Annotated in this window: 18 protein-coding genes and 1 tRNA gene; 12 read left to right on the top strand and 7 right to left on the bottom strand. The window is 42.8% G+C overall.

Annotated features, from left to right (window positions below; all coding sequences use genetic code 11):
• Nucleotides 1-106 precede the first annotated feature (106 nt).
• From EOO50_RS00625 to EOO50_RS00610, 4 genes are all read right to left on the bottom strand, one after another.
• Entirely contained in the window at nucleotides 107-481 is a 375-nt protein-coding gene (locus EOO50_RS00625; protein WP_290836883.1) for an ASCH domain-containing protein, read from the bottom strand.
• Nucleotides 478-2004, bottom strand: coding sequence for a PIN domain-containing protein (locus tag EOO50_RS00620; protein ID WP_290836881.1), 1527 nt, complete (start codon nucleotides 2002-2004; stop codon nucleotides 478-480). The genes EOO50_RS00625 and EOO50_RS00620 overlap by 4 nt, the downstream gene beginning before the upstream one ends.
• A gap of 214 nt (nucleotides 2005-2218) precedes the next feature.
• Nucleotides 2219-3139: a DUF4476 domain-containing protein gene (locus tag EOO50_RS00615; protein WP_290836880.1), complete on the bottom strand. Its 921-nt coding sequence runs from the start codon at nucleotides 3137-3139 to the stop codon at nucleotides 2219-2221.
• A 530-nt stretch (nucleotides 3140-3669) separates the two neighbouring features.
• Nucleotides 3670-4125, bottom strand: a complete 456-nt coding sequence (locus EOO50_RS00610) for a retropepsin-like aspartic protease (protein WP_290836878.1) — start codon at nucleotides 4123-4125, stop codon at nucleotides 3670-3672.
• Nucleotides 4126-4211: 86 nt separating this feature from the next.
• Here EOO50_RS00610 and EOO50_RS00605 point away from each other — a divergent pair, with 86 nt between their 5' ends.
• The 9 genes from EOO50_RS00605 to EOO50_RS00565 all read left to right on the top strand — a co-directional run bounded on the left by EOO50_RS00605 (nucleotide 4212) and on the right by EOO50_RS00565 (nucleotide 13122).
• A complete protein-coding gene (locus EOO50_RS00605; RefSeq protein WP_290836877.1) occupies nucleotides 4212-4982 on the top strand; it encodes a TatD family hydrolase in 771 nt (256 codons plus the stop codon).
• A gap of 57 nt (nucleotides 4983-5039) precedes the next feature.
• Nucleotides 5040-6179, top strand: coding sequence for a 1-acyl-sn-glycerol-3-phosphate acyltransferase (locus tag EOO50_RS00600; protein WP_290836876.1), 1140 nt, complete (start codon nucleotides 5040-5042; stop codon nucleotides 6177-6179).
• Complete coding sequence (locus EOO50_RS00595; RefSeq protein ID WP_290836875.1) at nucleotides 6169-7197, top strand: asparaginase; 1029 nt, start codon at nucleotides 6169-6171, stop codon at nucleotides 7195-7197. The genes EOO50_RS00600 and EOO50_RS00595 overlap by 11 nt, the downstream gene beginning before the upstream one ends.
• 49 nt (nucleotides 7198-7246) lie before the next feature.
• Nucleotides 7247-7333, top strand: a tRNA-Ser gene (locus EOO50_RS00590).
• 472 nt (nucleotides 7334-7805) lie between these two features.
• Nucleotides 7806-8312, top strand: a complete 507-nt coding sequence (locus tag EOO50_RS00585) for a hypothetical protein (protein WP_290836873.1) — start codon at nucleotides 7806-7808, stop codon at nucleotides 8310-8312.
• The gene (locus tag EOO50_RS00580; RefSeq protein ID WP_290836871.1) at nucleotides 8309-9568 is read left to right on the top strand and encodes a DUF4407 domain-containing protein; all 1260 of its coding nucleotides are present in this window, start codon (nucleotides 8309-8311) and stop codon (nucleotides 9566-9568) included. The genes EOO50_RS00585 and EOO50_RS00580 overlap by 4 nt, the downstream gene beginning before the upstream one ends.
• Nucleotides 9531-10907, top strand: coding sequence for a DUF4407 domain-containing protein (locus EOO50_RS00575; RefSeq protein ID WP_290836870.1), 1377 nt, complete (start codon nucleotides 9531-9533; stop codon nucleotides 10905-10907). The genes EOO50_RS00580 and EOO50_RS00575 overlap by 38 nt, the downstream gene beginning before the upstream one ends.
• A complete protein-coding gene (locus tag EOO50_RS00570; RefSeq protein ID WP_290836868.1) occupies nucleotides 10907-12619 on the top strand; it encodes a hypothetical protein in 1713 nt (570 codons plus the stop codon). The genes EOO50_RS00575 and EOO50_RS00570 overlap by 1 nt, the downstream gene beginning before the upstream one ends.
• Nucleotides 12616-13122, top strand: a complete 507-nt coding sequence (locus EOO50_RS00565; RefSeq protein ID WP_290836866.1) for a hypothetical protein — start codon at nucleotides 12616-12618, stop codon at nucleotides 13120-13122. The genes EOO50_RS00570 and EOO50_RS00565 overlap by 4 nt, the downstream gene beginning before the upstream one ends.
• Nucleotides 13123-14039: 917 nt before the next feature.
• Here the strand turns inward: EOO50_RS00565 and EOO50_RS00560 are convergent.
• The gene (locus EOO50_RS00560; protein ID WP_290836865.1) at nucleotides 14040-15179 is read right to left on the bottom strand and encodes a hypothetical protein; all 1140 of its coding nucleotides are present in this window, start codon (nucleotides 15177-15179) and stop codon (nucleotides 14040-14042) included.
• A gap of 368 nt (nucleotides 15180-15547) precedes the next feature.
• On the opposite strand from EOO50_RS00560, the gene EOO50_RS00555 reads away from it, so the two are divergent.
• From EOO50_RS00555 to EOO50_RS00545, 3 genes are read left to right on the top strand one after another with little or no spacing between them, the layout of a single operon-like run.
• Entirely contained in the window at nucleotides 15548-16237 is a 690-nt protein-coding gene (locus EOO50_RS00555) for a hypothetical protein (protein ID WP_290836863.1), read from the top strand.
• Nucleotides 16238-16295: 58 nt separating this feature from the next.
• Nucleotides 16296-16661: a DUF2200 domain-containing protein gene (locus EOO50_RS00550; protein ID WP_290836862.1), complete on the top strand. Its 366-nt coding sequence runs from the start codon at nucleotides 16296-16298 to the stop codon at nucleotides 16659-16661.
• A 32-nt stretch (nucleotides 16662-16693) separates the two neighbouring features.
• On the top strand, nucleotides 16694-17350 hold the full coding sequence (locus EOO50_RS00545) for a hypothetical protein (RefSeq protein ID WP_290836861.1): 657 nt from the start codon (nucleotides 16694-16696) through the stop codon (nucleotides 17348-17350).
• 22 nt (nucleotides 17351-17372) lie between these two features.
• Here the strand turns inward: EOO50_RS00545 and EOO50_RS00540 are convergent, their stop codons facing one another.
• Both EOO50_RS00540 and EOO50_RS00535 read right to left on the bottom strand, forming a co-directional pair.
• Entirely contained in the window at nucleotides 17373-17831 is a 459-nt protein-coding gene (locus EOO50_RS00540) for a nuclear transport factor 2 family protein (protein WP_290836860.1), read from the bottom strand.
• Between the two features lie 226 nt (nucleotides 17832-18057).
• The gene (locus EOO50_RS00535) at nucleotides 18058-19188 is read right to left on the bottom strand and encodes an aldo/keto reductase (RefSeq protein WP_290836858.1); all 1131 of its coding nucleotides are present in this window, start codon (nucleotides 19186-19188) and stop codon (nucleotides 18058-18060) included.
• Nucleotides 19189-19198 lie beyond the last annotated feature (10 nt).

The raw sequence follows: 19198 nt of genomic DNA, 5'->3' as shown, positions 1-19198 counted from the left end.
TATATGAAAAATCCCGCTTGTGAGAGCGGGATTTTTTTTGTTTGTAAACGGGGATGTTTCGTCGTTGATGTCGATTGCTTGAAGGTGCTGGGGACTTTATATTGCGTCACTCATTATACCAATATGCGAAAGACTGCGGTGGAGATAAATTGTAGTCAGTTTTTAGACATTTTGGTTGTTGATATTTGAGAAGTTTCTTTACTTGGATTGCAAAACCAAACTGACGTTTTGCAAAGTATTTGTAAAAATATTCTTCAGTGATTCCCGAATCTTCCTTTGTTAAATCCCATAAAGTTTCTAAATCATGACTGTGGATTTGTTCTATCTCGAATTCCCCAATCACCTTTTGAACTGGTGATGATGAATAGACTACAATCGATTTTACATCCTGTTTAAATATTGCTTTTCGAAATTCAAATTTTTTAGTGCCATCAAAAATTTTATTAGCAAATTCCGGTTTTATGGATAGGACGACTTTCATGATTGTTTTTTCTTGTATGCAAATTTAAGTAAAGTATTGAACTGATCGTTATCTAAAGGGATAAACCCTCTAGGCATATTCATAATGTCGGGAATCACGCCAATAACGTTTAAATCATTAAGCGTGGGTTTTGGCGTGGGAAACGAATGAGCGTATAAAAAATTAACAACAAACGGACGATTTCCGGGAAATTTATTCCACCAATCATCTAGAAGTGCTTGTCTGGCAATCATCGTTCTCCTATTACAAGCATCGTAAAACTCTTCAAAATTTTTAAAATCATTTCTGATACTTTCTACAATGCAAATTGTCGTTACGGTGCTTGAATATTTTTTAGGAGTTGTTTCTCCCATACGATAAATGACAATTATGTCTCCAGCTTTTAAATTTCGATCCTTCGAATGTGAAATATAAACCTTACTTATCCGATTTCTGTGGGGCTCATTTTCAGTATACTTGCTTGAATCTTCTTTTGTATTAATGCTATCTGGAAATAGTTCCGTGTGATATTGCGGCTCAATTTTAATAATGTATTTATTTGTTTTCCTTGAAATGAATGGATATGTAAGTTTGGGAAATTGGATGTTAACAGGCAGCGATTTTCCATATGTTCTAGTATAAACGAATTCTTCTCCATTAGGTGTCGTTTTAATACCATACTTTTTAAATCCCCACTCTTGAAGCAGATCGATTAATTGTTCTTGTTCTGGTCGCTTATTAAAAATTGTGACATATATCTCGTGTACTTTATATTGACTTGCGTTGTCGAAAACTGTTTTAAGAAATCGTTCGCCAATTTTGTATCCGTTCCCTGTAACTTTCAGGGTTCCAATCTTTAATCTTTTCTTTTTCGGGAATGAAGGAGTTATCTCTGAATGGTTTTCATTTTCATCTTCTATTTTGATGAAAAGAAATGCAATAAGCTTGTCATCTTGATAGCAAACGTAACACGGGTCTTCGGATTTTTTATTGAACCATTTGTTAAATTCTGCATAGTCCAGACGAAAACTATCAAAAAAAGGATCATTAATGTCAACTTCGGCGAAATCAATCTTTTTTACTGCTAATATTTTGTAATTTACAAGGTCTGGATTTTCGGCCGTTGCTTTTTCAAGAAATGTTTGGATTTTAAAAACTTGTTTGGAGATTCCCAGTTGCGCAGCTTTCAAATGTATCTTTTTGTCTTCTGAAATCAAGCAATCTACACGGCCTTCATATACTTCGTTCAGCAATTGGGTATCATAGACATCATTTTGGTTTTTATCGACATTCCCACTTAATTGATTGATCGATGTTCCAAATTTTGCCGGATGTTTAATAAGATTGTAGCTTTCTAATTTTACTCTGATCGTTTTTAGTACCTGCTCATCTTTATATTTTTCAATCTCGATAATTGAAATTGGATGTATATATTTTTCGTGTCGTAGTTTGTCCAGCCAAAAGAACAATTGACCTATATCTTGCCTAACAATTTTTCCGGTTTCTCGATGAATGACAATATTTGTGTCTAAAAGTATCTTCATTAAATATTGATTTTAACAGCATCGTACTTAAAATCGTTCTAAGCATATTCCGCGTCCGAAAGAAAATTCTAGACCATAGGTCAGAAATATAAAAAAATCCGAGAACCGTATTTCACGCAGTTATTTGGTACTAAATATATAAAATACTTCAACTCACAATTCACCTCAATAAAAAATCCCGCTATTTACGGGATTCTAAATTTCAAAAAGTTCATCATCGTCTCGACACAAACTCCGTCAACTCATCAACATTCGAACTAAACGTAAACACATCGTTTACCTTATAATAATTGTTTGGGTCGACGCAGTATGGGAAAGCGAATTTCGCGATTTGTAGCTTGTTGTCCTCGAACTTGAATTCCTGACACATTTTGGCAACTTGGGCCGAACTTAGGCAATTGTTAGCAATCATCTGTTTGGCCGACTTCAGGCGCGTATCTTCAAAAGTCTGTTTGCGCAAACTCGCGAGCATGTCATCGAGTTGACGCGGCGAAATGGCGTAACCGTTGCGGCAACCGCGTGGTCGGCGTTCTTCTTCTTCAGTAAAACTCGCCGTCGTCGTGGTCGTAGTTGTCGTGGATTGCGTGACCGAGCCGTTCATCCCCGGTTCCTGAACCGAAATATTTACATTCACTCCCGGAACGCTCGCGCCCATCGAAATTCCGCCTCCGTTGCCTTGAGTGGTTGTGGTCGTAGTCGTTTCAGTAATTGTCATCGAGATCGGTTCGGGATTTCCATATTCGAAAACCGTCACCGACGGCGGCGCGTCATAACCGTCCACGATGTCAGCCATCGAAAAGAAACGCAATTTGAGTTTTTTGGGATCTTTTTTGTCGCGTTTTAGCTTGTAGGTTACATCTTGGAACACATCGTCAGCGTCGGTAAGCGAAAGATTGCTCGTCGAAACCGCAGCGATCGTCTTGTCTTCGAACAGGATTTTGGCCGTGTAATATTTTTGGGTGAGATGCTCGACGCGAATGTTGGTCTGAGCCTTGTTGTTGATTTTCTCGCCGTTCAACACGAGGAAAAATTTGTCGCCGTCTTCAGAGAAAATGGTCAAATGCCCGAAGTCTTGGGCAACTGAAACCAACGAGGTGAAAACGGTAAAAATCAAAAGGAAAGTAATTTTCTTCATAAAGGGAATTTTCAAAAATTGGTGCTAATGTAAGGATTCGGTAATTCGGATGCACGAAAATTTTCAGATCCGAATTATTTTAACAAAACCAAACATCGCGCCAGTTTCCAACTGACGATCGTTTCTGGATTCAAAGTTTTTTTACTTGACCTTAAACACAACATTGCGATTTACATTATTTGATGCTTTTGCCCGATCGATAGTCGGTTTAAGACGTTTTATAGCCTCGATGTCGCGCTCGTATTGGTTCGCGTACGACACGGAAACTTGCGCATCCGTCGCAAATTCATTGAACAATATTACCGGCATACGTCGGTTTTTGTTTTTCGATCTGGAACGGAATCGAGAAATTGCCCGAATAATCAGTTCGTTGCAACGCGATTACGGGCTATTCGTAAAGAGGCGGATACTTGAAAATTCGTAATTGCCCGCAGGAAGTTCGAGTGCGAACAAGTACGTGTGGCCGTCGTCCAATTGACCTTTGTGTTTCATCTTCCAGATTTGTTCGGGGCTGACGTTTCCAAATGTTGTCAGCCGAGCGGAACATTTTTCCTGAGATACAGACAACAATTCTCATAATCAATAATCGCCTTTCCGTGGATCAACACGTCGGCGCCAATGATTCCCTGAACTCGTTTGGCCTTGTGTTGTTGCAACGCGATGTTCACGTGCGACAAATCGAATACGACCAGATTAAAGTCGGAATCCTTCCATCGACCGATCTTAAGCAGGTTTTTCTTGGCGGTCTGCGTGAGCATGTCGATCGCTCCGGCACCCGCGGCTTTGGTTTTTGAGTTTTTTGTCTTGAGGTGGAAAAACTCGGCTTCATCAAACCCGACGCAACTGTTCGACGCTCCCGTATCGAGGATGAAATCGCCTTTGACGCCGTTGATCGATGCCGAAAGAAGCAGGTGATTCGTTTTGGAAATCTTGAATTTTATCTTTTTATAATTATCCTTGAGCAGGATTTTTGAAAGCTGGTCCATAGGGAATGAGTGAATACCAAAAATAAGCGAATTCCCACGAAAACTATTCTTAAAGCCTTCGTAACTTTGCGCAAAATCCCGTTAAAATGACGCTCACCGATACGCACACCCACATTTACAGCGATGAATTTGCAAATGACCGAGACGCGATGGTGCAACGCGCGATCGATGCGGGTGTGACGCGTTTTTTCGTTCCTTCGATCGATTCTACGTGCACCGACAGCATGTACGAAATCGAAAACCAATATCCCGAAAATGTCTTTTTGATGATGGGTTTGCATCCGGTTTACGTAAAGCCTGAAAGCTGGGAAACGGAATTGGCGTTCGTGGAAAGCGAATTGGGCAAGCGGAAATTTTATGCCGTCGGGGAAATCGGCATCGATTTGTATTGGGATAAATCGACTTTGGATATCCAAAAACGAGCGTTTCGGAAACAAATCCAACTCGCAAAGCAATACAAACTTCCCATAAATATCCATTGTCGGGAAGCATTCGATGAGATTTTCGAAGTGCTCGAATCTGAAAGATCGGATGAACTATTTGGAATTTTCCATTGTTTCACGGGCGATTTGGATCAGGCGAGACAGGCGATTTCGTTGAATATGAACCTCGGGATCGGAGGCGTCGTGACGTTCAAGAATGGAAAGATCGACCAATTCCTGCACGAGATACCGATCGAAAACATCGTACTCGAAACCGACGCGCCATATTTGGCTCCCGTGCCATTCCGCGGCAAACGAAACGAAAGCGCTTACATTGGGAACGTCGCGGCCAAACTCAGCGAGATTTACGGATTGCCGATTCAGGAAATCGCGAGAATTACGACCGAAAATTCAAAAAACGTGTACGGCATTTAAGGAAAACCTAACAAAACTTCGGATAAATTTTTGTTCATTTGCGATAAATAAGTGCCAATGTCAAAATTCGATTCCATCAGGCCTTTTTACGATGCCGAAGTGAACGACGCCCTACGCGCGGTGTCGAACCACCCGATGATGAAGGCGCTGATGAACTTCACCTTTCCGGATCAGCCCGAAGAAGTTTGGAAAGCGCAGTTCGAACGCACGTATTCGATACGCGATTTCCAATGTAATTTCGTTTATAATTCGCTTCAACAAGTTCTCGAACGCAGCTCTGAAGGCGTAACCACAAGCGGTTTCGAAAAACTCGAGCAAAATACGGCTTACCTTTTCATATCGAATCACCGCGACATCATCCTCGATACGTCGTTGCTCAATTGCGCGCTATTCGAACATGGTTTGGTGATGACGGCGTCAGCTATCGGAGACAATCTAGTGAAGAAACAGTTCCTGCATACGTTATCGCGATTGAACCGGAATTTCCTCGTACAGCGCGGGTTGTCGCCACGTGAACTGTTGATGAGTTCGAAATTGATGAGTGAATATATCGCCCGATTGTTGCGACGCGAGAATCGTTCGGTTTGGATCGCGCAACGTGAAGGCCGAACCAAAGACGGAAACGACCGGACGCAGCAAGGTGTTTTGAAGATGCTCGGAATGGGTTCGAACGAAGAAAATATCCTGAATTATTTCAAAAAAATCAAAATTGTTCCCGTCGCGATTTCGTATGAATATGATCCGACCGACGCGCTAAAGATGCCACAATTATTGGCCGAAGCGAACAATGAAAAATACATCAAGGAGAAAAACGAGGATTTCCTGACACTTTTGTCGGGGATAATGGGGCAGAAGAAACGCATCCATATCGCGGTCGGCGACGTATTGTCGAGTGAAATTGATGCTATTTCATCGGAATTCGAAAACAATACGAACAAACAAGTCCAGGCGCTCGCCCAGGTCATCGACGATTCGATCCTTACGAATTACAAATTGTGGCCGACGAATTACATCGCCTACGATTTGCTGTACAAAACCAACAAATATTCTGATCGTTACACTGAAAAGGAGAAAGAACTCTTCGAACGTAGACTCGAAATCCGTATTGACGAAGACAATCCCGTGCTTTTCGAAGGTTTCCTCGCCATGTATGCGAATCCCGTCGTGAACAAACTCAAATACGCCGATGCCGTCTAAGCCCAAAATCCTGTTGCTCTACACGGGCGGGACGATTGGCATGGTGAAGGATTTCAAGACCGGCGCGCTCAAGGCGTTCAACTTCTCGAAGCTTTTACAAAAGATTCCCGAACTAAAGCAGCTCGATTGCGAGATTGAAACGACGTCGTTCGACAAACCTATCGATTCTTCGAACATGAACCCGCAAAAGTGGCAGCTCATGGCCAACGTGATTGAAAGCCATTATGAAAGTTGCGACGGTTTCGTGATTTTGCATGGTTCGGATACGATGAGTTATTCGGCATCGGCACTCAGTTTCATGCTCGAGCATTTGGATAAACCGGTGATTTTTACGGGTTCCCAGCTTCCGATCGGGGATTTACGCACCGACGCCAAGGAAAACTTGATTACGGCTATTCAAATCGCATCGTTGCGCGCGAAAGGCAAGTCGGTGATCAACGAAGTCTGCCTGTATTTCGAGTATAAATTGTACCGAGGCAACCGCACGACGAAGATCAACGCCGAACATTTCAACGCATTCGCTTCGCCGAATTACGCGCCTTTGGCCGAATCGGGCGTGCATCTTAAAATAAACTCCGAACACTCGCTCGCCAAGAACGGAACCAAAAAACTCATCGTCCACAGAAACATGGAAGACAATGTCGTCATCCTAAAAATGTTTCCGGGAATCAGCGCGGCCGTTCTCTCATCGATCCTAAGCATTCCGAACCTAAAAGGACTCGTGCTCGAAACCTACGGCTCAGGCAACGCCCCGACCGAAACCTGGTTCGTCGACGCGCTCAAGAAAGCGATTGAAAACGGATTGCATATCGTGAACGTCACGCAATGCTCGGGCGGAAGCGTGAGCATGGGGCAATATGAAACGAGTACGCAACTCAAGAAAATCGGCGTAATTTCAGGCAAAGACCTCACGACCGAAGCCGCAATCACCAAACTCATGTACTTGCTTGGCCAAAACGTCGCGCCCAATGTATTCCGTACCGTATTCGAAACCGCATTGCGAGGCGAAATGTCCTGAACATAAATTTCAAGTAAACCGAAAAAATCCGTTTCTTTGCAACCGCTTTAGAGAGGTGTCCGAGTGGTTGAAGGAGCAAGCCTGGAAAGTTTGTATGTGGGTAACTGCATCGTGGGTTCGAATCCCATCCTCTCTGCGAACAACTTGCGCTTCCCAAAGGGAAGCGCATTTTTTGTTTACGGCGGTGTCAAAAGGCTTTTTCAGCCTTTTGTAAGCTGACGAAAACAAAAAATGGCAGCCGCTTTTTCAGCGGCGCAAGTTGTTCGACAGACGCCCCCGCCAGGGATCACCGCAGGTAATCCCATCTTTCCAACCTTTCCTAAGAACGCAAAAGCAAAAATCACGGCCGCGTTAAGAGTGCGCAAGTCATTCGGCAGACGCCAGCACCAGGAATAACCACAGGTAAACCTATCTTTTTAAAGATTTCGAGTCCCGAAGCTCGATTGTACTGTTTGTCAAAAATAACTTAGGTACAGAGCTAATATACATCAAGTGATGCTCTTCCATCGGCACAAATTTCCATAAACAATTTTGACGTTATGGAAAACCGTAATGCTATAATTTCCAAAGCGCGTAGGTTTACTAAAGCAAAAATAATTAAGTGCTAGATGACGAAAACTCTACAAAAACTCCGATTTGGTTTTATTGTTTTGGGTCGTGCCCTGAAAATACTTTTCAGATTTAGAAAAGATATTCGATTACTGCAATTGAACTACGCCGAAAATCACATATTTGAAAACAGTTTCCAGCCGGTCAGCTATAGATTCCAAAATGCGCTTTGGTATAAATTTGATGGGCGAAATACTTTAGAAAAGGAACTTAAAATCTTCAACCTGCCGAATGCTCCCAAAGAATTTAATCTAGTGGTTTTCGGTTTATTTCAAAAGCGAACATATCGTATAAAGCTGAATCCAACGCTAAGATTCGATTCGCATACTTTTCATGTGCAGGCGGCATTCTTTGACGTGGAATTTCTTTCGATGCAAATAATCCAACTTCCGATAGAAATCAAACCCACAACACCTTTATTCAAAATTCACGAATTGAAAGTGGAAGTGCATATTCCTGACATATCCCTTCAGTTTACACCTTATAACCAAAATGGACTAATATGAAAACAGAATTCTACGAATGCAAACAAGCGGGCTTCGCAATGCGTTGGCTTTGGAAATGCGCAGGCGGCGATCCTTATTTGCTGAATCGCGCCACTTATTCCGATCAAATCAAATATATGTGCTTGGGCGGAATCGTTTTTGCGACGGGCGCAATGGCAGGACTCGCGGGCGGTTACGCTTTTTACACCATTTTTGAGGAAAGAGGATCGGCGATAGACAATCCGATTGACGTTCAGGCGGTTTGCATGTCGATTGCCTTCGGAATCATCTGGGGACTTATTATTTACAACATTGACAGATTCATCGTGACAAGTACAGGGAAAGGTGACGGAACTGAGGCGATTACTTTACAGGAAATCAAAAGCGCACTTCCACGTATCATAATGGGGACTATCATTGCGATGACGATTTCAAAACCGGTTGAGATTCGGATGTTTAAAACCGAAATCGACATTAAACTTCGTGAAAAGCAACTGGAACAACAGGCAGAATATCAAGCTAAGGTTGATAAGACTTACCAAGATCGCGAGAAATTGCTTTTAGCGGATTTTGGGAAACTGGAAAGCCAACGAGGCGTACTTCTCGAAAAAATCAAGGAATACGATAACCAGTATAGAAAAGAAATGGGCGAAGGACAAGGCGGACGCGGAAAAGGTGAAGGCCCAGTCGCGAAAGCCTTGAAAAGCGAACGTGAAAAAGCAGAAGCTGATCTCGGCGCATTCGACAATTATCACAAATCTGAATTGGACGATTTGAACAGTCGGAAATTGAAATTGCGATTGGACAAAGAAAAAGAACGAGGCAACAACGAAAAAATCGCCAACGGTCTCGACGGATTGCTCGAACGTATCAAAATAACCCACGAAGTCGCAGGTTTCTGGATTTCACTGTTCATCACACTACTATTCCTCGCCATTGAACTCACGCCGATTTTCTTCAAACTCATGTTAACCAAAACCACTTACGATTACCTATCGGAAAACCGCGACGACCTGATCAAAGCACAAAACGGCATCGAAGTACAATATGACCATTACCAATCGAAAGCCGGGATCGAGCGCCACCTGACGATAAACCACCAAGCTCAGAAACTCATCTTCGAGAAGAGAATGGTCAGCAAAATACAACAAGAATTGACAGAATACGCCGTGGATAAATACAAAGAGCGCGAGAAAAAGAAAATCGATGCAAATCTGGACGAGTACATAAAAGTCATCAATGAACGATCAGCAGAAAACACCTCGGAACAGTCTTAAGATCACGCTGAGCATCTTCTCTGGCGAAGATATAAACTACGTACGGGGCGCGAAAAAACCGGCGCGAATCGTATTGGCTTGGATCGGAGTGTTTGTGATTTTGATTTTTATAGGATGTCTTTTCAGTGCCTATTTTTTCTTCAATTCGCTCATGCAGGGAAATGTGGCGGTAAGTCTGCCGGTTGGGATTTTTTGGGGATTGCTCGTCGTGAATATGTATTTCCTGTTGTTGTATACCGTATCGCCGGCGATCTTGCCCAACAAAAACAAAAGTTCGGGTGGAAGCAACGGTCTATTCACGTTTTCGATGTTGTTACGACTTGGATTCATGTCGCTTCTGGCCATCATTACTGCCCAACCGTTGAATGTCGAACTGTTTTCGGTTTCGGTGGAAGCAAGTTTGCAACGGCATGTGAAGGAAGAACGCGCTAAGATGATCGTTTCCGCCGACCGATTTCTTATTTCAGAAGAAGTAAAAGAATTCCATGATTTCAGACAACAATTTAATTTGAAGGATAAGGCCATTTCTCAGTCGGACCAAAACCTTTTGGAAATTTACCGAAAAGTAGCCGACGATAGCCTGTTTTTGACACAATCTGACAAAATCCTCAAGAAGTTAGACAAGCTTCAAGAGTATCTATTCCTGTCAGGAAAACAAAAAGAGCAACAACAAAAGTTACTTTCGGAACTCGATGAGCAAATCGCTTTCGAGATAGAGTCCGACAGAAAAGCGCAGGATTTCTTGGCAACGAAAAAGTTTAAAGACGAAAAAGTCAGGGAATTGAACATCAAATTATTGTCGGCGATCACGTCCAAACTCAAAAATTACGACGACCTGAATATCCTTCTGTCCAAAAGCAACTTTTACATCAAACGCGTGCAGTTGATTTTGTATGAATGTCCACTTTCGTTTCTGTCGACGTCCTGCATTTGCTTTTTATTCCTGTTCCCGATTTTACTCAAATACCAAGTGCGCAAACTCGCAAATTATTACGAGCGGAAAATTACGATGGAAGTTGACGATGTCACAAAACGCTACGAGAAATTTAAAATCGACTATGCCAAAACGCTCAGGGAAAACGTCGAACCATTTAAATTTTCGTCTCAGGCGCGCATCGCACGCGAAATGGATAAGTTGAAAAATGTCAATTTCTCGCGATATATCGAGCTTAAAAAAGAAATTGAAGAGGAATACCAGTCAGAGGTTTTTGCGAAATACGAATATTGGATGGACAATCCTTTCCGTACGATGCGCAAACCAAAACCGAAACTCATCATGCAAAATCACATCGCACTCATGGATTTGGTGCATCCGAAACCCGAAAATGAAACCGACTGATGGAAGGAAAAATCGTCAACATCATTAGCGCGGAAAGGTTTACGGGCGACGATGGAATCGAATACGTCAAATATGTAAAGGAAATCCTCACGCCGCGAAAAACCTTCGTGAAAGGAGAAATTTCGGGAAAGTATCGGGGCGATCGAATGGTGTTCGAAAATCTTCGTCCGAATACGGAACTTTTCGATTTCGAAATTTACGAAGCTGAAGTCGTATGCGATTCTCCCGAGAACTTCAGCCTGATTCCGTTTGAATTAGAAGGCAAACTCGAATTCCCTAGAGAAAAATTGCCCAACCATATTCCAGTCTCTATCGTGTCGAACGGGCTTTCGTACGATGTGAACATTCTCGAACCGTCACTTTTCGATTTTTATTCGATCCCGAAATTCCGACAGGTTCACGGAGATGAAGTTTACGGGCGAATGACGGCTTACGTCACGGGTTATGTGCTCGATCACCAACGGGAAGAGATTGAGGAAATTGTGGAATACGTAGAAGAAGCCGAGGTTGTCGATGAGCCGATTTTCACCTCGCCGCCCATCGTTACAGGAAGCGAGCCGACCGTAAACGGATACAAAAAAGTCTACACTTCGGGCGGCAATTCACAATGGACATACCGAAGTTATGGAATGCCTGCCGCCGATGGTTGTCTCGGAGGTGTTTTCGGGTTTATCGGACTCGTACTTGGACTTTTGTTCCTGATAATCCTAATTCCGAATTTCTTCTATGTGTTGCTCATCGGATTCGTGTTTTTTCTGTTTTACTACCTGGCGCCGATTCTGAAATGGATTTCCAGGATTGTCGGTGCCGCTTTTCTGCTGTTGTTTTTAGTTGGAATGATCGGCGTCATCACAAATGGAAATCGCGCATCATCCCGAATTCCGAGAAATATTCAAGACGAACGGGAAGCTATTTCTCCAGTGAATCCCGATCCAGTTGTCGATTCCGATTCCGATTCTTCGCCAGAAGATATTCCGCAGAATGGCGACACATCGGAATCTGAACAAATTGACGAAATCATTAAACGCTTCCGTTCGTGGCAAGATTACGACGGGAATTTGTACGAAGGTTACTACACCGTAAAAAAGTCGGATCTTGACAAATCGAACCGCTATAAAAATGCTTATCAGATGAGGTCGAACCATCAAAGCGAATACGACAAGCTCGTGCACAACCTCAAAGAAAACGACAAGGAAAAACTTTCCGGTTTGTACGGAATGTTTGACAGCATCCAAACTGAAAACAAATTGTCGAAACTTGCTTTCGCGCAAATGATGGTTGCCATGGTTCAGGATATTCCCTATGCTTTGGTATTGCAAGATGATTGTGATCCGAAGCTGTACGGCGACAATCGATTTATCAGCCAATACCTATCCGCGCCTGGCGCAGTTTGTGACCCCTATGAAAAATTTGGAATCAACACTCCAGTAGAATTCATTACAAATTTAAAAGGTGATTGTGATACAAGAACATTGCTTCTATATACTATTTTATCACATTTTGGCTACGACGTCATCTTGCTTAGTAGTGACGTATATCAACACTCTATTTTGGGAGTTAATCTTCCAGGAGACGGCGTTACGTTTAACTTTATTGGGACCCGATACCTTGTATGGGAAACAACCGCACGAGGAATAAAACCCGGAATTATTAATCCTGAAATGGCCAATATGAACTATTGGCGAATCTCACTAAAATCTAAAACAAAATGAAAACACAAAGTATTGCTTTAACTATCGTGTCAGGCCTGATAGTTTTCGGGTTCTTATTTTTTCTGATAAAGATATTTTCGCGAAAATTCAAAACCATTACGGAAACCGAGTCAGAAACTAAAATTTCCTATTCCTTATATACTTTCGGAATCTTGATAGGTGGATGTATCTTATTTTCCAAAGCTATTCCGCTGATACCGCAGGGCTTCGAAATTCAGTGGAACCAACATCAAGAGTCTTTTGTTTTGGAAGCACTCGAATTTGTGGCAACCGTAATCGGGTTCAGTTTCCTATGGCTTGGCGTGATTCACTTTTCCGTCGACGCATTGACTTTTGTCATTATGGGAAAAAGAGATGAAAAAATTGAAATGGAAAGGAATAATTTTTCTTTTTTCTTGACTAAAAGTATTGCATTCGTTGGACTATCGATATTAGCATCGTCAATCATCGAGAACTTTTTGAGGCTGTTTATGCCAACATTAGATATGCCTTTTTACAACTAAACATTAACCGATCGGAAACTCTTAAATATTACTTCTTGATAAATAAAAACAGTGGCGAAAATGGTCGTTTTATTTATCGAGAAGTTTTTCTAAATAATCAACTCTATTAATTTCCGATTCAAGAAGTCACTCATAAAGCCTTTTATTTCCTCATAGACTTCTACCAATTTATCTAATGGGTTGAATGTACAATGTGTCGTCCCGAATGCTCCGATATTATTTCCTTGGCTCGAACTGTTATCATAAAAATTGAAATAGTTAATAATTCCATCCTTACTAAAATTTTTAATTGCTTCAATTCTCTAATCCTTAAAATTTTATGGGCGATATGCACTTTAGGTGACTTTTACATACTGAAAATATTGTGTGTCGTAAATATAAGGAATCTGAAGAACGGGCTTGTCGATAAAATGAAAAGTAGTCGTCGGTTTTGAAAACCTCAGGCAGACTCAAAGAACAAGTATGTTGATGTTTTCGTTTCATCGAGACGTATAATATCCGAAGTCCAGCGAATTAGCGGTGACTTTCTAAAAAACGTAACGACGCAATAACACTAACGCAAAACATATTCATCCCGCCCAAAAACTTGTGACAAAATTTCAATACAAAACAAAGTGCAACACTTTTTGTGACACTTTATTTTTTCCGACCAAAATGTAACAGATTTGTTGCCATAGAATCTCGGCGAAACGGTGTCGCCGAAAAATAATGGTCGGTAAAGTTGTGAGAAAAATTTCGGTAACATTTTTCCCTCACACTTTTTGTGAGGATTTTCGAATTGGAAAAACATCTTCACAGAAAATCCCTGCATTGTCAAATCGCATCACAACAAGCCAAAAAAAACCGCGGTCCTAAAACCGCGGCTATCCAAAATAATTAAACCTTATTCATCGAAAATGGGAACGTATTTACCCTAATTATTTTTTAATTCCGTTGATGAAGTTTTTCAATACCGTATCGGTTTCCTCAAGCGTATTTTTTTGGTTTCCGACCGAGCTCGACACGACAAGCGTGCGTTTCGGATCCGTCGGATGTTCCAAGATATAGATCACGAATTGGCCTCTTTCAGTCCATTTGTAGGCATTGATGTGCTCGCGCTCGGCCGTGTTGCTTTGGAACTTGTAACCTTTCAACCCATTGATCGTGACTTCCTCGAATTTCGTCATCAAGTCGGCTTTCTTAAGCGATTTGTCTTCCTGATACGACATTTTTGAAATTCTCCATTTCGATTCCAACATATCATTGATGTCGTCCCAAGGCAACGTGAATTTGGCGATGTCGTAATCCTTGAACGGCTTTTTCGAATCGTAAAGGTTGTTGTAATTGGCGTACAGAGTAGCGGCGTGGATAAAATCGTCGGCAACTTCCTTCGCGTTCAATCCAGGGAATTTGTCGCTGCTTAACGTGTAAGCCGAGTACCAGATTTCCTTGTTGCGCAAACGATATCCGACGTCAGTGCGCGAATCGTCGATGCTTCCGTTCTGTTTCGTGTCGACGTCGCCCGGAACGTTCGTCTTGTCGATCGTCAGGCCAAGGAATGGCAACGGGAGATTCTTGTCGTCCCAAATCGGAACATTGAATACAAGCGGCTGCAACAATTGGACTTGCTCGCCGTATTTCTGGTAACCGATTTCCTCCACGACATAAAATCCGATCTTGACCTGGATCGTCTTTTCTTTTTCCTGTCCATTGGCCGACGTAAGCAACCAATCGAGCGTGTTGCCGCGAACCGGAAAACCGCCTTCGCCGAACACCTTGAATTTCTTGGTCGCAGGTGATGTTTTGTAGAAATCCTCGATCGCGACGTATCCTTCTTTTTGGATGAAGAACATCTGTATGTCTTTTTTGTCGGCGTCCAAAAGCTGGGCGTACAAAACGGCCGCTCCTGAGATGATCGTGACTTTTTTCGGGTTCTTGAAACTGATCTGCAACGAAGCGAGATCTTTCTTTGAAACGGTTGCGCCCGCCTTGATTTCCTTGCCGTTGATAAACGCTGAGAGCTGTGCATGGCTGTTCATGCTCACGGCAATAAGCGCCGCGAAAAGTAATTTTTTCATTAGTGGTATAAAATTTTGTTTGGTAATTATTTGGCTCGATTGAGATGGATTTCGCAATCGCGCGGGTGCAAACATAATCGGAAACAACGTATTTGGCATAAACTTTTAACCAGAATTTTTCGGTTAAATGGTAACGTATTCATTTTGAATTAATACGAGAAACTCGGGTTTCAAATCGATTTCCCGATGTGTTCGGCAATGCAAGGTTAAAGCAAATTGAAATAAGAATTTCTGTCAATGGACAGACGGTTGTTCCGAATCGATATTCGTCGGGAATGACAGTATATCCGTTTCAAGATGGTAGTGATTTTTTGTGATTCGGAAATTGCTTTTGATTAATTTAGCGTCGATCCGACAATTTTGTACCGATGAAATTTTACAGGCTCACCATCGACTCCGGCAACGGGTTTCAAGTAGTCGTCGACCAACCACCAAGGGAATTGCTGCAAAAGGAATTGTACGCGCCGTATACATTCGACACCATCGATTCATTGCTTCTCGACTTGGATAAAAAGAAAAAGAAAACCGACGTTTTGCTCGTAGGAACGCTGGGTTTGTTGGGTTTTCCGGCTCACGATCGCGTTTGCGAAATTTTGAAGGACTTCCATCTGCGCGATGTGCAATTCGTGAAAATTACGGGCGGCGGGCTCGACGATTACCAATTCGTTTTCTTCAATAGCGACCTGACGTCCAAACTCGACTACCATAAAACGCATCTCGCTTTCATCAAAGACTTTTTGGGCGACATTGAAGAACTCGACATCGAAGTTCCAAAAAACCGAAACGGCGCAATCAAGATTTATAGAAAACACGCGTTCGATTCGACGTTCAACAAAATGATTCCCAAGAACGGCTACCATTTCTTATTAGGTTTCGACATCAACGAATACGACGGTTTCCGAATCGGGCATTTCGACAAATCGTTTTATGTTTCCGAGAACGTAAAGAATGCGCTCGAAGCGGCTCAAATCACGAATATCGTTTTTTCCGAATCGACATTGTTCAACAATCCTGAACCTGTCGTCGCACCGATAAAAAAGACTTGGAAATTTTGGTGATCGCGTCAAAACCGCGCGCGCCCGGAATTATTATTTTTGCCAATACAATCTCACTGTCATGAACACAACTCCCGAACACGACGCCAAAATCGCGAAATTGATCTTCGCATCCGTCTATCCGCATTACGTCAAAAAGGTCGAAACCAAAGGCCGAACCGTGGCCGAACTTCATCAGGTAATCGAATGGCTCACGGGTTACGACGAAAAGAAACTTCGGCAAAAAATCGACGAGAAGGCAACGTTCGAAACGTTTTTCGCCGACGCCAAACTCAACCCGAACGCACCTCTGATCACAGGTACGATCTGCGGTTATCGCATCGAGGACATACAAACGCCACTCACGAAACAGACGCGCTACCTCGACAAGTTGATTGACGAATTGGCGAAAGGGAAGAAGATGGAGAAGATCCTGAGAACCGAATAATAAAAATCAATTGGCGGGAACATTGTCGCGCGATGTACAAATTTGCAATCTTAAAAAAATCCGATAAATTCAAATGGACGGCCAATAAAGTGGTTTACGGTTCCATGGCGATTTTCGTGCTCATTCTCGTTGCATCAAATGCGATTGGAATTGAAAATGAGCTCTTTGAAAAAATCCTGATTTTTTGTTTTATAGGTACTTACATCGCCGGTTTAGGTCTAAAATTTTACGGATTGGGAACGACGAAAGATTTTGACGGGGAATTGGACGGGTTTCTAGTTTTTGACTTTAATCAAATAACGATAAAAGACAGGGCCATCGACATCGCTGACGTCGCGAACATTTCCATCGACAACAACGATTATTACGGACGGCAATATGCGAATGATCGAAACGACTTAAATCCGGCATCGTCGAACGGATCCGGAAATTTCGCGGTTATAACTTTAAAGTCGGGCGAAACACTAAAGACGCAATTCATCATGGGCCGATCCGATGACTTCCAGAAAATCAGGAAAGAATTGATCGGATATCACGTAAAGGGAAAAATTGCGCTCGAAGCATTATCAAATATTTTAGGCGAACGAAGTTCAAATGAAATCGAACTCTTGAAAAGTGAAATTACCGCTCACGAAATACCGGCGCCAATTCGACAAATTGCCGAAAAGGCTAGAACGGCTTCTAAATAATAGTAAAAAAAAATAATAGAAACTACTGTCCCGGCGTCATCAATTTCGTAAACGACAGCGAAGCCAATTTCCAATCCTTATTTTCCTTCACATACACTTCGGTCACCATAAACGGATTTGTTACCTCGTTTCCGCCCACAACCGCCAAAAGCGTAATCCTGTTCAGTAGAATGGCCGTGTTTCCGATGATATTCACCGACGCTTCATGAATATCGGCCTTCTTATACCAAATTCCACCGCTCTTGATGATGTTGACTTCCTGTTCTTTTCCCCATGAGCCGCCCATGTGTACGAACACGGCTTTGTCATGGAAGAAATTGGCAAGCACATCGGCTTTTTTCTCAGACATCCAAGTCCATTTTTGTTTGGAGAGGTCGAGGAGTTCCTGTTCGGCCTTTGATGGTTCTTTTGTCGTTCCGGTTTGTGCCGACGAGGAATAAGCGCCCGCCAGAAGAAGTAATCCAAAAAATAGGTTTTTCATGATGTGTGTTTTTAATTAGAGTTTGTGTATCCGTTACTAAAGATCAAACCGATTTTTTTTGCCACGAAGGCACGAAGCAAAAGTTACGTTCGCAACATACGCCAATCGTCTTTGCATCCATTTTTAGTGTCAGGAAAAAGTCAACATCGCACAATCGCATCAGCAATGATTTCTTCGAGGCAAAAGATACTTTTTTCCTCTACGTCAAGCGTAGCATTCCTTAAGTTTACTTCTTTTTCTCAGGAGCCTCAACACCCGACATCGCCAAAATTCCAGCGGGTAACCGTTCTCCTAGAATCTTGGTGGCGTCGACCTCTTTATTGAATTCCTGTAATTCAGCCGTAGTGAATTTCACGGCGTCGGCTCCGGCATTCTCTTTCATGTGTGCCATTTGCGTCGTGCCCGGAATCGGAACGATCCAAGGTTTTTTCGCGAGCAACCACGCAAGTGAAATCTGGGACGGAGTAGCCGACTTCTTCAACGCCCATTTTTTGAGTATGTCGACGAGCGCCAAGTTGTTTTTGATGTTGTCGTCTGAAAATCTTGATTCGCCACCACGGATGTCGCCGGGAGCGTATTTTGTATTCGCATCGATCGCCCCAGTCAGGAATCCGACACCTAACGGGCTCCATGGCACGAATCCGATGCCGAGTTCTTCGCAAAGCGGAATGATCGTCTGCTCAGGTCCGCGCCACAACAAAGAATATTCGTTCTGTATCGCCGTCACGGGATGGATCGCGTGTGCGCGTCTCACAGTTTGTAAGCCAGGTTCTGAAAGCCCGTAATGCAAAACCTTGCCTTCTTTGATAAGGTCTTGAAGAGTTCCGACGACATCTTCGATAGGAACTTGCGGATCGACACGATGTTGATACAGTAAATCGATACGGTCGGTTTTAAGACGCTTCAACATATATTCGACGGCTTTTTTGACGTGATCAGGTTTGCTGTTCAGTCCGCCTTTCCACTGACCGGTTTCAGGATCGATGTCCCAGCCGAACTTCGTCGCAATCGTAATTTTGTTCCGAAACGACGCGACACCTTCGCCCAAAATCCGCTCGACCTCATGCGGACCATAGGCTTCGGCAGCATCGAAAAACGTGACGCCATTGTCAAAAGCCGATCGGATGATGTTATGCATTTCGGGGCGATACGGAATCGTCGTTTGATATGTCCGACTCATATTTTGGACGCCGATTCCAACGCTCGACACTTCAAGAGATTTGCCGAGTCTTCGTTTCCCGGGTGCAAGCGATAACGGTTTTTCGTGGGCTGAAATGTCGGCCAATGAATCGAATGGCATTAGCGTAGTTCCCGCGATCGCAAGTCCTGCGGTTTTGAGGAGTGATCGTCTGTTCATGTTTATATGT

The sequence above is a fragment of the Flavobacterium sp. genome, assembly GCF_004211145.1.
Classification (GTDB): Bacteria; Bacteroidota; Bacteroidia; order Flavobacteriales; family Flavobacteriaceae; genus Flavobacterium.
The sequence above is the reverse complement of the archived record's forward strand: the minus strand, read 5'-3'. Positions and strand labels throughout refer to the sequence as shown.

What these genes read in the sequence shown, in the direction of transcription:
- EOO50_RS00625 (WP_290836883.1), bottom strand. Translation starts at nt 481, where the DNA reads ATGAAAGTCGTCCTATCCATAAAACCGGAATTTGCTAATAAAATTTTT.
- EOO50_RS00620 (WP_290836881.1), bottom strand. Translation starts at nt 2,004, where the DNA reads ATGAAGATACTTTTAGACACAAATATTGTCATTCATCGAGAAACCGGA.
- EOO50_RS00615 (WP_290836880.1), bottom strand. Translation starts at nt 3,139, where the DNA reads ATGAAGAAAATTACTTTCCTTTTGATTTTTACCGTTTTCACCTCGTTG.
- EOO50_RS00610 (WP_290836878.1), bottom strand. Translation starts at nt 4,125, where the DNA reads ATGGACCAGCTTTCAAAAATCCTGCTCAAGGATAATTATAAAAAGATA.
- EOO50_RS00605 (WP_290836877.1), top strand. Translation starts at nt 4,212, where the DNA reads ATGACGCTCACCGATACGCACACCCACATTTACAGCGATGAATTTGCA.
- EOO50_RS00600 (WP_290836876.1), top strand. Translation starts at nt 5,040, where the DNA reads ATGTCAAAATTCGATTCCATCAGGCCTTTTTACGATGCCGAAGTGAAC.
- EOO50_RS00595 (WP_290836875.1), top strand. Translation starts at nt 6,169, where the DNA reads ATGCCGTCTAAGCCCAAAATCCTGTTGCTCTACACGGGCGGGACGATT.
- EOO50_RS00585 (WP_290836873.1), top strand. Translation starts at nt 7,806, where the DNA reads ATGACGAAAACTCTACAAAAACTCCGATTTGGTTTTATTGTTTTGGGT.
- EOO50_RS00580 (WP_290836871.1), top strand. Translation starts at nt 8,309, where the DNA reads ATGAAAACAGAATTCTACGAATGCAAACAAGCGGGCTTCGCAATGCGT.
- EOO50_RS00575 (WP_290836870.1), top strand. Translation starts at nt 9,531, where the DNA reads ATGAACGATCAGCAGAAAACACCTCGGAACAGTCTTAAGATCACGCTG.
- EOO50_RS00570 (WP_290836868.1), top strand. Translation starts at nt 10,907, where the DNA reads ATGGAAGGAAAAATCGTCAACATCATTAGCGCGGAAAGGTTTACGGGC.
- EOO50_RS00565 (WP_290836866.1), top strand. Translation starts at nt 12,616, where the DNA reads ATGAAAACACAAAGTATTGCTTTAACTATCGTGTCAGGCCTGATAGTT.
- EOO50_RS00560 (WP_290836865.1), bottom strand. Translation starts at nt 15,179, where the DNA reads ATGAAAAAATTACTTTTCGCGGCGCTTATTGCCGTGAGCATGAACAGC.
- EOO50_RS00555 (WP_290836863.1), top strand. Translation starts at nt 15,548, where the DNA reads ATGAAATTTTACAGGCTCACCATCGACTCCGGCAACGGGTTTCAAGTA.
- EOO50_RS00550 (WP_290836862.1), top strand. Translation starts at nt 16,296, where the DNA reads ATGAACACAACTCCCGAACACGACGCCAAAATCGCGAAATTGATCTTC.
- EOO50_RS00545 (WP_290836861.1), top strand. Translation starts at nt 16,694, where the DNA reads ATGTACAAATTTGCAATCTTAAAAAAATCCGATAAATTCAAATGGACG.
- EOO50_RS00540 (WP_290836860.1), bottom strand. Translation starts at nt 17,831, where the DNA reads ATGAAAAACCTATTTTTTGGATTACTTCTTCTGGCGGGCGCTTATTCC.
- EOO50_RS00535 (WP_290836858.1), bottom strand. Translation starts at nt 19,188, where the DNA reads ATGAACAGACGATCACTCCTCAAAACCGCAGGACTTGCGATCGCGGGA.